The sequence below is a fragment of the Treponema sp. Marseille-Q4130 genome, assembly GCF_014334325.1.
GTDB lineage: Bacteria > Spirochaetota > Spirochaetia > Treponematales > Treponemataceae > Treponema_D.
On the sequence record NZ_JACSET010000001.1, the window covers coordinates 44440 to 59012 of the forward strand.

A 14573-nucleotide genomic window follows, 5' to 3' on the forward strand; every position below is an offset into this window, starting at 1 on the left:
AAAAAATGATATAGTAAAGCGTATGGGTAAATGTCTCGTATTCGTAAATCAAAAAGGCGGCGTCGGCAAGACGACGTCGGTTATCAATATCGGCGCATATATGGCGCTCGCCGGCAAAAAAACGCTCCTTGTCGATTTCGATCCGCAGGGCAATATGTCCAGCGGCGTCGGAGTGTCGAAAGACAAGCCGACCGTTTACGAGCTCATCGCCGGTCTCGCATCTCCCGCCGACGTCATCAAACACGCATCGGTAAAAAATCTCGACGCCGTCAGCGCTTCCATCGATTTGTCGGGAGCCGCGATAGAACTCGTCGATCAAAGCGACCGCGAATTTTACCTCAAAAAATCGCTCGAAAACTTAAAGAACGAATACGATTACATTCTCATCGATTGTCCCCCGTCTCTCGGCATTTTGACGCTGAACGGTCTTGCCGCCGCGGACGCGGTGCTCGTTCCGATGCAGTGCGAATACTTTGCGCTCGAAGGCATTACGCTCCTGCTCCAGACGGTAAAAAAAGTGCAGCAGGGCATCAACAAAAATCTTGTGATCGGCGGTATATTTTTTACGATGTACGATTCGCGCACGCGTCTCGCACAGGATGTCGTAACGCAGGTAAAGTCGTATTTTAAAGATCTCGTTTTTTCTACGATCATCCCGCGCAACGTGCGTCTTTCAGAAGCGCCGTCCAGAGGTCAGCCGATCTGCGAATACGATCCGTCGTGCGTCGGAGCGGTCAGTTATAAAAAACTTGCGGAAGAGGTGATGCGCCGTGGCTAAAAAAGGCGGACTCGGACTGGGGCGGGGACTCGACGCGCTCATGAATACGGGCGGAGAAAGCGCTTCCGTCGATGCGGATGTCGTTTCCGTGTCGGATATCGCCGTAGGTGCGAAGCTGCCCGAAGGTATAGAATCGGATGCGGACGGCGCGCTGTGGGCGGACGTCGCTCTATTGCAGCCGAATCCCCGTCAGCCGCGCAGAGAATTCGATCAGACCTTGCTCGAAGAACTCGCTTCTTCGATCAAAGAGCACGGCGTCGTGCAGCCGATCATCATCGAACCTGCAGGTGAAAAAAACTTTTTTATCATCGCCGGTGAGCGCCGCACGCGCGCGGCAAAGCTTGCGGGGCTTCAAAAAGTTCCCGTGCAGATACGGCGCTACAACGATCAAAAAAAACTCGAAATCGCGCTCATCGAAAATATTCAGCGTACCGATTTGAATCCGATCGAAGAAGCGGCGGCGTATTACAATCTCATGCAGATGGGAGATCTGAGCCAGGACGAAGCGGCGCAGCGCGTGGGCAAAAAACGTTCCACCGTTGCAAATGCGCTCCGCCTCTTAAAACTCCCCGACGATATGCAGGCTTCTCTCATCGAAGGAAAGCTCACGGCAGGTCATGCGCGTGCGCTGCTTTCGGTCGTAAACCCCGCAGACCAGCGCGTACTTTTTAATAAAATTATCGCAGACGGTCTTTCCGTGCGCCAAGCCGAAGAAAGTGCCTCATCGTTCAACGGCGGAGGCAGAGCTGCGGACGCGAAAAAAAAGCAAAAAAAGAGCGGAGCAAAAGATACCGATATCGCCGCAATCGAACAGAGATTTATCGAAAAGCTCGGTACAAAGTGCAAAATCAACGGGACGCTTGAAAAGGGTTCGATCGAAATCGATTATTTCAGCCGCGCCGATTTGGACAGGCTCTACGACGTCATCTCCGGAACATAATTTTCAGTTTTACGTTCAGCGGTGCCGGAGACTGCGGTACCGAAATGTACGCCTCTTTTTGTAACTGCATACGTGTGCATCTGTTTTTCTACGGAGGATGCCGTGAAACATATTTTATTAATATCAATTTCGAGTTTTCTAAAACTCGAAATCTTCCATCCTGTCCGCAGATCAAGTGAATGGCGATTTTTGAAAACAAATAATATTGTGCGGAGACGAGGTTCCGGCCGCGTGCCGTTTCGAGCGTTAGGCTTACGGAAGCCTGCTTCAAAAGCTCGACTGCGGCTAAGCGGACGGGTTCTCGCCGAAAGCACATCTTTTATTATGTCTCAATTTCAAAAATCGACATTCATACTATTAATATCTTTATCGATTGCATCTGCAGCTGTTTTTGCACAAGGAGCGGCTATGTATAAGGACACGACGGTTCCGCTGAAAAACGTGACGCTGTATTCGTCGGGCGTCGCCTATTACGAACACGAAGGAGAAGCATCGGGCGCTTCCCGCATCGGCTTATCGTTTACGCCGGAACAGATCAACGACGTTTTAAAATCGCTTATCGTTTCCGATTCGGCGGCGAAAAATATTTCGGTCGCCTATCAGTCGGAAGACGCGCTTCGGAAAATCCTCGAAAGTTTGAGCGTCAACCTGAGCGAAGTTTCGGATTTGGCCGATATATTATACGCCCAGCGCGGCGCGGAGCTTGAAGTCGTCACCGGAGAAAAGGCAGCCGAAAAACTCGTCGGAAAAATTCTGACGGTCGACAGACGCGAGCGCGAAGCAGGCGGCGATACGCTTTCGCTCCTTGTTTTCGACGGCGTTCATATCCTTCCGTTCAAAGAGATAAAATCGTTCCGCTTTACCGATCCGAAGCGCGGAGAAGATTTAAATACCGCACTTTCCGTTTTACTTCGATCCTCGTCCGCTTCGAAAAAAAATCTTTCGATTCTCATCGATGCTGCGGGAAAGCGCGACGTTCGCCTCGCATACGTTATGGAATCTCCCGTGTGGAAGCCGACGTACCGCATCGACGCGGGTTCCGGCACAGCGGAGTTTCAAGCGTGGGCAATCGTCGACAATTCGACCGACATCGACTGGAACGAGGTGCGCTTGACGCTGACGACCGGACGTCCCGTCGGTTTTAAGCAGGATCTGTATCCGCCGTATTTTACATACCGTCCGACGCTGCCCCTCATGGCGGGTGCGGCAGCCGCTGCGGAAACCTACGATTCCGCGTACGGAGAAGCCGATGAAGCGTACACGGAAGCTTCGTCCCCGCGCATGATGATGTCCATGAACAAAGTCGCCGCCGAAGCGAAAATCGGTTCAAGTTACGATTACGACGGTTCGCTTCGGGACACCGTAAACCGGAACGTCGCGGCATCCGACGTGTCCGCCGAAATGTTTACGTTTACGCCGGTAAAACCCGTTACGATCGGCCGGCAGGAAAGCGTTATGATTCCTATCGCTGCGGTAAAACTTCCCGCCGAAAAGTTTTCCGTTTTTTCGAATATGCATCTCAGAGAAAACACGCACCCGAAATTCTGCGTCCGCATCGAAAATACGTCCGGCATGAAATTCCCTGCAGGTCCCGTTTCCGTTTTGTCAGAAGGCGCGTATGCGGGAGACGCCGTGCTCGAATTTTTGCCTGCGGGAGATACGCGCATCATCGGCTACGGCGACGATATGGAAGTAAACGGCAGCTTAACAAAAAAAACTTCGTCATCGATCGATACGGTGAAAATCGCGGGCGGGCTTTTGCACACCACGAAAAAACGCGTTTACGATTCGACGTATACGATAAAAAACTCCGCCGCAAAATCGCGGAAAGTCCTCATCGAACACCCGATCACGGGCAATGCCGCCCTCGTTGCGACGAAAGCGCTGCTTGAAAAAACGCCCGCCCTCTACCGCTTTACGCTTTCGGTCGATAAAAATTCAACCGGAACGCTCACGGTAAGCGAAAGCGAAATCGTCGAAACTACTACCGCTCTCATAAAGATGAACGTAAACGATTTTATCGCCTGCTCAAGCGATGCCGATATGCCGAAAGAGGTGCGGAAAGCGTTTGAAAACATCGCGGCAAAAAAGGCAAAGCTCGACGAAGCGAAGAGCGCATACGAAAAGCTTTCCGCCGACTGCAAAACAATCGGCGACGAGCAAAGACGTGCGCGTGAAAATCTCGAAGCGACGGGCTCTTCGACTGCGCAGGGCAAACAATTCCTCGACAAACTGATGCGCCTCGAAAGCGAACTCGATTCGCTTAACACGAAGACGGAAGCCGCCCGCGCAAATCTCGATAAAGCCGAAAAAGATTTTTCCGATTATCTGAAAACGGTAAAGGCCGGCTGAACGGGCGGCAGATACCGTCGGCAAGCTTGTGTACTGCTGAGCTAAAGAGAAAACGTACTATCGCATTTTTTACTCACTATCATAAAATGATAGTATTTCCTCGCTATAGTATAATCATTACGCGATGACGAGGAGAAGAGAAAATGACTGATTTGTTTCAATGCTGCAATCTTTTAAAGGATTTTATAAGTGAAAGATTGGACGGAGATATAGAAAATTTCAAACAGTATAATTTTCTGCTTTTAGAAAATGATAAAAAATTCGGACGATGCAGTGAGTTCGGAACCGGCTTTGACCCCGATGATACGGAGATAGGGCGAGCCGTTTATTATCTGTTATTCAGCAACAAAGTACATGATACCGATTTGGATTTTTCATTTTCCGATATAGGAACTCATAAAAAATATCGAGGGGACACGCTGAATACATTTAATACGTTATTCGGCGAAAATATGGAAAGAGCTGTAAAATATTCAAACAATGATACGGCTTTTATAAAAGAAGTTGAACAGTTTAAAAATAAATGTTATGTGCTGGGAAACTTTACGATGCTGCCGAACCTTTATGCAAACGAGCAAACGATCAATCTGTATCGCGGCAATTGGAACACATATAAAGATTATTTTGATGTCTTCCTTTATGAATTGAATAGATGCTACGAAGATGTTCCCGATAAAGATAAAACCTTATCTGCATTGATGAAAGCAAATTCATTTTATTTTGATATAGTAAACTCGATGGAATTGTTTAAAAGGTATAATTTTATTTTTCCGTATTTTACAACGGAAGGAACTATTCGAGATTCTTTTAGGAGCAAAGTCGAAAATTGGGACAGAGAACCTTTAAGATATGTTGCGTTTGCCTACAATTATATTTGCATATCGGAGCATTTGATAGATATGCGGATACAAGCCATTCTCAGAATTTTAAAACGCGTTATCGCAAATGTTGAGATAAAAATAAAATATGATGAAATAAACCGAAAATTCGAAAACGGAAAAATCACGAAAGAATAGGAAAGGTCGGAAAAAGAAGCTTTATTGAGAAAATACGATCCTAATCGAAAAATGGATGGAACTTATTGGTTTATGAAATATGAACTATAAATGCTGTCGACAACAAAGCGGTTTATCGGTGACGAAATCGGCTGACCGGGAATAGAATAATATTAACAAGGGGATAGACGATGGAAGAAATTATTTATGGTTACGGCGGAAAGAAATATACGGTGGAAAAATTAAAAGATTTATGTCCGTCAAGTTCTGAGATAGAAGATCAAAATAAAATAGAGCGGGAAACCCATAGACTTAAAATCTATCATTCCGAACGATATAACAGTCAAGTCGAAAATTTACCCGGAGAAATCTGGGTCAGATTATCGCAAAAAGGCTGGGAAAAGATATTTGTAAGTAATCAAGCGCGTATAAAATATTTAAAAGATGACGGCAACTTTGAATTTTTAAATCAAGATGAAGACCCTGGCAGATCGGATTTCGGATATTTAGTAATTGATCCCGAAAAAAAGTATCCTAAATTACATGAAGTCGCTTATCCTCTTGTATACAAGTTAGTAGCTATGGCTTTTTTAGGAAAAAACGAATACGAAGGAGATCGCTCTGTCATTCACCATATCGATAATAACGGATATGATAATCGTCCGGAAAATCTAATCTGGCTGAGTGAAAAAGAACACGGCCAAATACATAGTTCTAAATAAAACATGTTATCTTTTCCCGTCATTTATCTTTTTATACATCGCGGAGATTTCTTTTTTCCAACGGGTGACAAGGCGCTTGGGAGCAAGCGGTTCGGCTTGAGTTCCCCAGCTTAGGATCAGCTCGAAAATTTTGTCGTACTGACTTGAAGAAAATGTGATCAGGGTAGAGTCCTCGTCTTCCGTGAATTTTTGATCGTCCGCCCACTTGTGTTGTTTGATCCACTCCTTTGCGTAGCCGGTAAATTTAATTTTATATTTTTCGATCTTATTGCCTTTGTATGCTCCGAGCCGTCCTCCGCCGCAATAGTAAGAGAAGTCGTATTTTTCGGGAAGTTCGAATGCTTCATCCGTAACGACGATATCCGTCATAAAGTTTAAGTCGTATAAAAGTACAAGGTCGGCGTATTCGCTGTAAGCGAAAAGATACACGGAACCGTTATCCAACAAAAGTTGATACGGCCGTACGATTCTGAGAGCTTTCGTGTCCGTATATGATTTTGTATAGCGGAAATTGATTTTGTGATTTTTTTGAATCGCTTCGTAAACCTTATCCCAATTTTTTACATTGACGTCATATTCTATCTGAGGCGGAACGATTACGCGGGCGGAAGATAAAACCGTATCGTCCTTTGCGACCTTGGGTTCAAGAAAATAAATCAGCTTTGTAACACTGTCGAAGAGGGGCGTGTTTTTGTATTGCTGCAGCAAACCTTTCAAGCCGGCGACTAAAGCGAGGTTTTGCCGCGTTTTTTTTGAGTAAATCTGTTCGACTTCTTTTTTTATTACGTAGCTTCCGTGAACTTGCCTTTCTTCCAGTAAGTCCATGTCCTTTAGGGTTTTTATCGCTCTGAGTATTGTTATGTTGGCAACTTTAAAGTGATTTTCAAAATACTTTGAATTGTATTTGACATCCGGATGATTCGGCGCATCTCGCAGTATGCGAAGAATTTCGTAGCAGCGCTCGTCAAGTTCAGGATTGAGTTCCTTTTGCAGTTTTTTTTCATCGCGCGTCAGCTGTCTCTGTTTTTTTTCTTCTTCGGAAAGGGCTTTGCTCATAAGTACAGTATAGCACGTAAAACGATTGCGATCATTCGATTTTTATCGCCGAATGCGAGTTCGGAAAGTATCGGCTGATAAAGATGTGCTTGCGGCGAGAACTTCGTTTTACCGTCGGATTTGCGTTTTGCTACAGTCCGGATTTTTTCGCGTCGTTCCAAAACGCATCTTCGTCTTGCAGGTGATCGCCGTCCATCGGAATGCCGGCCTTTGTCATCCGCTCTTCGACATACGCAAATCGCCTGTAAAACTTGCGGTTCGCCCTGTCCATCGCGGTTTCGGGATCGACACCTGAGTGCCGCATATAATTGACGACGGCAAAGAGGAGGTCGCCGAATTCTTCTTCGAGGTGCAGCGCCGCGCGTTCGGCCTGGCTCATGCGAGCGGGCGGTGCATTGCGTCCATCGGATGCCGCTCCGCACTCGGAAGTGTCGCCCGCAGATTTTGCATCCTGCAGCGCTTGAAACGCATCCCGCACTTCTTCAAGTTCTTCGTACACTTTTGCCGAAACACTTTCGATCGATTGCCAATCGAAGCCTTTTTTTGCCGCTTTTTTTTGCATTTTATACGCACGCAGGAGCGGAGGAAAGCCTTCGGGCACTTCATCGAGGATCGTCTTCACGCTCTTTCTTCCCTCGACGTTTTCTTTGATCCTGTCCCATTGATTTAAAACTTCTTCGCCCGTCGTCACTTTCTCCGTCACTTCCGACATGCCGTCGCTCTGCGGGAAAACGTGCGGATGCCGCCGTATCAATTTGTCGGTGAGTTCATCCAAGGCTTCCGCGACGGAAAAATCGTTTTGCTGTTCGTACATATACGCGATCATCGATGCGTTGAGTATGACGTCTCCGAGCTCTTCTCTTGCATGCGCCGCATCCCCTGTCGAAACGGCGTCCACGGCTTCGAAAGTCTCTTCGATCAGATCGCGCCGCATCGTAAGCGGCGTCTGCTCTCTGTCCCACGGACAGCCGCCCGGTGCGCGAAGCGTTCGTATCGTTTCGTACAGCCGCTTGTACGCCGCAGCCGTTTTGTCTGCGCTTGTATCGTTTTGTATATCGCTCATAGTATAATCCTTAACAATTATTAATATATCATTCTGCGGCATTCGTCGGTGCGGCGGATACGGATCGGAAAAGCGTCTAGCCTCTGCACGAATAAAGCTGTGCCGTGCTTTCTACGGGAACTTCGTTCGGTGCCTCACGCCGTCCGACTTTTGCTTCATCGTTCCTACACTTTGAATTTTCGTATTTCGGCGGACAGATTTTCAATGCTCTGCTTATTCTTTTGAGTCAGCGTATCTACGTGTTGTACGGCGTTATTGATCTGTATCGCGCCCTCGGCCATTTCGTTCATGCTGTCGGTGATCGTGCGCGTCAAATCGTTCAGCTTATTGATTTCTTTCATCATCTCGCGGCTGCCGTCAAACATCTGCGTCGAATCGTCTTTTACCCGAACGGTTACCGTATCGATGTCGCGCACTGCGGTCAGCACTTCGCGGCTTCCCCCTTCCTGCTCCCGCAGAGCGTCCGTTATGCGCGCGCTCATATCGTTTACTTCGGTCGTATAGGAATCGATGATATGAAATTTATCGCTGACAAGATCGGCGGCGGCGGACATGGCGGCGATTTGGTCGCTCAGCGCTTTCAGCGAATCGGAAATCGTTTTTCCCTGCCTGCTCGATTCCGTCGCAAGTTTTCTGATTTCGCTTGCGACGACGGCGAATCCCTTGCCCGATTTACCCGCGTGCGCCGCTTCGATCGCCGCATTCATTGCCAAAAGATTCGTCTGATCGGCAATATGCTGGATGATGCGTCCGGCTTCGACAAGGGTACTCGACGCCGAAATGATTTCCTGAAGCGCGTCGCTCGCTTTTCCGACGGTCTGCACGCCGTCGTCGGTCGCAGCCGAAAGGTCTTTAATAACGGCGGTCATACGCTCAAGCGTTTTTGTGATCGACGCGATATTTCCGACCATCTCTTCGATCGCCGCCGAAGACTGCGTGACGCTTGCCGCCTGCACTTCGATGTTTTCGTTTACGTGCCGAATCATCTGCATGGAACTGTCTACCGCGCGAGTCGTCTCTTCGACACCGGCCGCTTGGTTGAGCGCCTGCTGTTTTGTGCTTTCGATATTCGCCGTAATTTCATGGATCGCGGCGGCCGTTTCCGTCATATTTGACGACAGCTCGATACCGCCGTCAGAAAGGGCGGTCGCATTTTCCTGAATGACATTGATGAGATTGCGGACATTGCGAACCATATCGTTAAAGTGTTCGGCAAGGCGGGAAAACTCGTCGTTGCTCGTAATATGCAAACTGCCGGTAAAATCGCCTTCGGAAATATTTTTCAGCATTTTGAGAATATCGTCGACGGGTTTCAGCGTTTTGACCGCAAACAGCGAAATAACGACGGCAAATATGACGAGCAGCGCAAAGCCGATGATGCCCATCGTGCGGATCATATAATAAAATTCGCCGAACACTTCATCTTCCTGCATAAACGCGATGAGCTTCCAGTTCGGATCGCTTATGGAATATACTTGTGAAAACCAGCGTTTTCCGTCTATATCGACTTTTACGGTACCGTCCTCCGCCGTCAGTAAATTTGCAAAATCGGGTACTCCGGTTTCCGCGAGCGTTTTAAAATTGAAATCGGGATGTTTCGGATCCGCGAGGATCACACCGTCATCCTGCATGATAATGACATAGCCCGTCCGCCCGATCGTGGAATTCGCGATAATGCCCGTCAGCGTATCGAGCGAAACTTCGATGCTGACATTTCCGATAAAAATATTGTCATAAGAATATACGCTTTTCGACAAGCCGACCGCGTTGCTTCCGATAGTCGACGCAAAGGCTTTTGTGATAACCGTTTCCCCATTCGCCGACGACGCCAGCGCATACCATCCGCGCTTTCTCGGATCATAGCCGCCGCTCATTGTATCTTCTGAACTTGTGGCGTATCCTCCCCACCTCGTACCCAGATATACTTCGATATATTCGGGAAAAGACGTAAACACGTTTTTGAAAAGTGCGACAAGGCGCTGTTCGGTTTCGCTCTTTACGGTATTGCGGATCTGCACTGTACCGCGCTCGTTCACATAACTGTGTAAGGATGCATCGGCAGTACGGACATCGGGATGGCGGGAAAGCATCGTAAGGACATTTTTCGTATCGTCGAAAAAAATCGATATGCCGTCGCCGATATATTTCAAATCTTGAGCGGTACGGACGCTGAAACTCGTTTTATTTTCCTCCCTGATATGCAGACCCACGGCAAGGGAAATCAGCCAAATGAGCAGCATAATGCACAGCGTAAACATGAGTACGAGTTTTATCCTGATGGAACGGAATTTTTTCTTGACGGGTACTGTTGTCATACATTACTCTCTATAAAAATTTGCGATGGGTATAATAATATAATTATACCTCGTCTTTCCGATTTGTCAATAATTATTAATGTAATAAATATTATTAAAAATTAATCTTTCGGGCGCAGATAAAATTGGCCGAGTATCTGTTTCGAATGCAGGATATTGATAAATGCAAGCGGGTCGGCTTCTTTTATCTTCCGCGCAACTTTTTGCACTTCATCCGCAGCGACAACCGAATACACCAAATCGCGTTCCGCTCCCTGATAGCAGCCCTTGCCTTTAAAGACCGTCGCATCGTGGTTCGTTATTTCATGAATCGTCCTGTATACGTCGGCGGGACGGTTCGTAATGACAAAGAGCGTCGTCTTTTGATATCGCTTGTATATGGAATTGAGCAGCTGCGTCGCGGAAAATTGGAAAAAGATCGAATAGAGTGCGCGCTCCCAACCGAAGATCGCGCCGGCGACCAAAAGGATCGCAGCGTTAAAGACCAGCATATAGTTCCACGCGTCTTTGCCGTATTTTTCGGAAATGAAAATCGCGATGATTTCGGTACCGCCGCCGCACGCACCTGCACGAAGGCACAGGTATCCGCAAAACGCAGCAATGATACCGCCGAAAACGGCTGACAGCAGCACGTCGTCGATGATCGCAAAATCGGGAAAGAGGTCGACGAGTACGGAAGAGGTGACGACCATGAGACAGGTGTACAGCGTAAAACGCCTGCCGATGTATTTAAAACCGATGACGATAGGGATGACGTTCATGACAAGCATGACGGGACTGTACGGAAGCTCAAACGAAAAATACGTCCGTGCGACGTGCTGAATGAGCAGCGTCAATCCGGTAAAACCGCCGGGGAAGAGATCGCCCGCACGGATAAAGGTTTTCATATTCAACGCCGAGATAACGGCCGCAATGAGAATGAGCGCTATTCGCCGAAGACTCGCACCGACGCCGCCGACGCGTTCTTTAACAATTTTTTGTACCGCCTGTCGCATAGGCGCAAGCATATACTATTTTCGCATTCGTGGCAAACGGCATCGCCGAACCGCACGGGACGACCGTAGACAAATCGTATAAAAAGCTCTAGGATAATGAAGACCCTTGATTCCATCCGACAACATCGAACAGCGATTATTAAGAGTATCCTAAAAATTTATTCGTGGCGTAAGAAATTTTACAAGGAGGACTTTAATATGACCGGCCGAAAAAGCGATGATACGCTGCCTGCGAAAACGACGAAAAGAAGAGGCTTGGTATTCAAAACCTCATGCATCGTATCCGTTATTTTTATCGTATCGATAACATTGCTGAGTACGATCATCTTTAAACAATTTTCATCCATCATTCTGACCAATACGAAAAACAGTTTACGGAACAGGGTCGAACGGGAATCGATGGTCATCTATGAAAAGATATTTTCAAAAGTGGAAAGCATTGCAACCAATTATGCATTACTAATCAATACTTTCGGTTTTGCCGATCTCAAAAGACTTGAAGATATAAGCGGTGCGATGATCGCCGCCGACGATACGATCGTCGGCGGCGGTTTTTGGCTTGAACCGTATACGATACCGGGTCAAAAATTATACGGTCCGTATTGGTTCCGCGATAATGACAAAATACAGATGACGTGGGAATATAATACCGACGCGAATAATTACACGCAGTTCAATTGGTATACGCACGACGGCCTTGCGGAAAACAAAAAAGTCGTGTGGAGCGCGCTCTATCACGATGCGGTAACCGGCGTTCCGATGATAACCGCGACGTCGGTGCTGTCGGCGGGAAAGAAAAAACAGGGCGTCGTAACGATCGATTTGGGGCTTGCGCCGTTGATCGATTATTTTTCCACCGTACGTTTTCAAAATATCCGCGAGTATGTTTTATCGCTCGTTGACGGCTCCGGCAGGTGCTTAAACAGTAACGACAAAGAATCGATCGGAAAACAAATACTCGGCAACGCGGAGATGAACGGACAAACCGTTATCGAAAATAAAGGCAATATTATCTTCGTCGCCCCGATCGCCGAAACGGGTGTCTTTATGTATCTCGAAGTAAAAAAGCGCGTTATATTCGAATCCTTTTATACATTATTAATCGTAAATATTGCAATCGCGCTGTTTTTTATCGCCGTTTTAATAATTACGGTGATAACGTTTATGAAATCGACTTTAATAAAACCGATCCATAAAACGGTGCAGGCACTTAAAAGCATTTCGGAAGGGAAACTGAATACGCGCTTACCCGTAAAAGGCAACGACGAACTGACCGATCTGTCGAAATACTTTAACTACGCGATGGAAAACGTCGGAACTTCGATCAAAGCGGTCGATTCGAACACCGGCATAATGGAAGAAATCGGCGCTGAACTCGTAAGCAATATGACCGAAACCGCAAGCTCGATAAAGCAGATCAGCGGAAACATCAACGATGTCAAAATGAAAGCGACGGTACAAGCGGCAAGCGTAACGGAAACGGCCGTAACGGTTGAGAGAATCATCAACGCGATTCAGGAACTCAACACGAGCATCGAAACGCAGGCGGCGAGCGTTTCCGTTTCATCGACCGCTATCGAGCAGATGGTCGCGAACATTGCGGCGATCACGCAGACGCTCGAAAAGACGGACGACACCATAAAAATGCTTGCGTCCGCTACGGAAGACGGCAAAGGAACGATAACGGATTCGAACAGTATCACGCAAAAAATCATCGAAGCGTCCGGCGGTTTATTGGAAGCGAGCACGGTCATTCAAAACATAGCGCGGCAGACGAACTTACTCGCAATGAACGCGGCGATCGAAGCGGCGCATGCAGGCGAAACGGGAAAGGGTTTTGCGGTCGTTGCGGATGAAATCAGAAAGCTTGCGGAAGACTCGGCGGCACAGGGCAAAAACATAACGGTGACTTTAAAGATGCTGTCGTCCGAAATCGATACGCTCGCAGCCGCCGCAAAAACGGTAGAAGAAAAATTTACGGTGATCTTCGATCTGTCGGAACAGGTCAAAATTATGAGCGATGAATTGATAAAAGCGATGCAGGAACAGGAATACGGCAGCAAAGAAGTGCTGACCGCGATTAAAAACATCAATACGGTGACGGCGCAAGTGAGCAGCAATTCCGCGGAAATGCTGAAAGGCAGCGAAAACGTTGCCGAAGAAATGAAACGGCTCGACGATTTAACCGGTATCATCACCGACAGCATGGATGAAATGGCGCTCGGCGCAAATCAAATAAACGACGCCGTTCAAGACGTAAGCAAAATAACGCAAAAAAACAAACACAGCATCGAAATACTGACGGACGAAGTGCGGAAGTTTACGCTGTAGCGTTGACGGCACTCGCCGCCGATACTGTCCGCTGCCGTTATACACGGCGGATGGCACGGCTTTCGGCAACGCGCTTCGTCGGTATAGACAATGCCCTCAGTCGGTGCACGATAAAAAAGGGGCCGCCTCAAAAGTCGCTTAACTTTTTCGGCAGCCCTCATGCAAAAACAATTTTACGGCGTAGCGCTTATTTATGATTCGACGTATAAATCGCGTTCCACCGTTCGAGCACCGCTTTTTTATTCGCAATCAGCCAATCGATATCGCGGCTTAGTTTTTTATAGCGGTGTTTTATAGCAGTTATCGCGGCATGAAGAATGGTGCAGCCGATTTTACGACTGAGCGGGTTGCAGATTCACTTGTATTCTACCACACTTTCGACCAATTTTAAAAGAGCCTCTTTTTTTTAATGTGTAATTTGTAATGGGTAATGCACTTTCAATTGGTAATTTGTAATGTGTAATGGGTAATTATTTGGAGAAGTCAATTGCTTTGCCGGACATCCATTACCAATTACCAATTATCAATTATCCATTGCTTTTGTGCTTCGTTATAGCGACGAGGATTTTGATGATTTCTTGGCAATCTTGGTAGATTGCACAAAACTCCTTCTCGCCGATATATTCGCTTTCGTGTAAAAGCTCCAGCCAATATTCCGTTTCGCTTGCCTCTTTGAGAGCGATATAGAGCTTTGCATAAAAGTCCGCCTTGCTTTGCCCCTGCTCGGCTTCTTTAATGTTTGCTCCGATACTCGTTCCACTTTTTAAAAGCTGCTTCGACATAACGAATTCGCGGTTCTTATCGCAGAGCTTTTTGTACAAGGCGATTACCTTCAACGCAAACGCCTTTGATTTATCAACAATAACGTTATCAGTCTTCATTTCTTCCAATTTGTAATGCGCTTTCAATTGGTAATTTGTAATGTGTAATGGGTAATGCACTTTCAATTGGTAATTTGTAATGTGTAATGGGTAATTATTTGGAAAAGTCAATTGCTTTGCCGGACATCCATTACCCATTACCCAT

General features: G+C 47.1%; 11 protein-coding genes. 6 read left to right on the plus strand and 5 right to left on the minus strand.

All coding sequences use genetic code 11. The annotated features are described in order from the left end of the window. Nucleotides 1-22 precede the first annotated feature (22 nt). The 5 genes from H9I36_RS00230 to H9I36_RS00250 all read left to right on the plus strand — a co-directional run bounded on the left by H9I36_RS00230 (nt 23) and on the right by H9I36_RS00250 (nt 5787). Nucleotides 23-778, plus strand: a complete 756-nt coding sequence (locus H9I36_RS00230) for a ParA family protein (protein ID WP_187383387.1) — start codon at nt 23-25, stop codon at nt 776-778. After that, the gene (locus tag H9I36_RS00235; protein WP_187383388.1) at nt 771-1718 is read left to right on the plus strand and encodes a ParB/RepB/Spo0J family partition protein; all 948 of its coding nucleotides are present in this window, start codon (nt 771-773) and stop codon (nt 1716-1718) included. The genes H9I36_RS00230 and H9I36_RS00235 overlap by 8 nt, the downstream gene beginning before the upstream one ends. Before the next feature lie 408 nt (nt 1719-2126). Beyond that, nucleotides 2127-4070: a DUF4139 domain-containing protein gene (locus tag H9I36_RS00240; RefSeq protein WP_187383389.1), complete on the plus strand. Its 1944-nt coding sequence runs from the start codon at nt 2127-2129 to the stop codon at nt 4068-4070. 143 nt (nt 4071-4213) lie between these two features. Then, nucleotides 4214-5086 (plus strand): DUF6994 family protein, encoded by an 873-nt coding sequence (locus H9I36_RS00245; protein WP_187383390.1) that lies wholly within the window; start codon nt 4214-4216, stop codon nt 5084-5086. A gap of 170 nt (nt 5087-5256) precedes the next feature. Beyond that, on the plus strand, nt 5257-5787 hold the full coding sequence (locus H9I36_RS00250) for an HNH endonuclease (RefSeq protein WP_187383391.1): 531 nt from the start codon (nt 5257-5259) through the stop codon (nt 5785-5787). Between the two features lie 6 nt (nt 5788-5793). Here H9I36_RS00250 and H9I36_RS00255 read toward each other — a convergent pair whose 3' ends face one another. The 4 genes from H9I36_RS00255 to H9I36_RS00270 form a co-directional block, all read right to left on the minus strand. Next, the gene (locus H9I36_RS00255; RefSeq protein ID WP_187383392.1) at nt 5794-6843 is read right to left on the minus strand and encodes a helix-turn-helix transcriptional regulator; all 1050 of its coding nucleotides are present in this window, start codon (nt 6841-6843) and stop codon (nt 5794-5796) included. A gap of 130 nt (nt 6844-6973) precedes the next feature. Further along, nucleotides 6974-7906, minus strand: coding sequence for a nucleoside triphosphate pyrophosphohydrolase (gene mazG / locus H9I36_RS00260; RefSeq protein ID WP_187383393.1), 933 nt, complete (start codon nt 7904-7906; stop codon nt 6974-6976). 164 nt (nt 7907-8070) lie between these two features. Further along, nucleotides 8071-10221, minus strand: a complete 2151-nt coding sequence (locus H9I36_RS00265) for a methyl-accepting chemotaxis protein (protein ID WP_187383394.1) — start codon at nt 10219-10221, stop codon at nt 8071-8073. A 101-nt stretch (nt 10222-10322) separates the two neighbouring features. Next, nucleotides 10323-11216 (minus strand): YitT family protein, encoded by an 894-nt coding sequence (locus H9I36_RS00270; protein WP_255422608.1) that lies wholly within the window; start codon nt 11214-11216, stop codon nt 10323-10325. 198 nt (nt 11217-11414) lie between these two features. Here H9I36_RS00270 and H9I36_RS00275 point away from each other — a divergent pair, with 198 nt between their 5' ends. After that, nucleotides 11415-13547: a methyl-accepting chemotaxis protein gene (locus tag H9I36_RS00275; RefSeq protein WP_239447065.1), complete on the plus strand. Its 2133-nt coding sequence runs from the start codon at nt 11415-11417 to the stop codon at nt 13545-13547. Nucleotides 13548-14074: 527 nt separating this feature from the next. Here H9I36_RS00275 and H9I36_RS00280 read toward each other — a convergent pair. Next, a complete protein-coding gene (locus H9I36_RS00280; RefSeq protein ID WP_255422609.1) occupies nt 14075-14566 on the minus strand; it encodes a four helix bundle protein in 492 nt (163 codons plus the stop codon). Between the last annotated feature and the right edge of the window lie 7 nt (nt 14567-14573).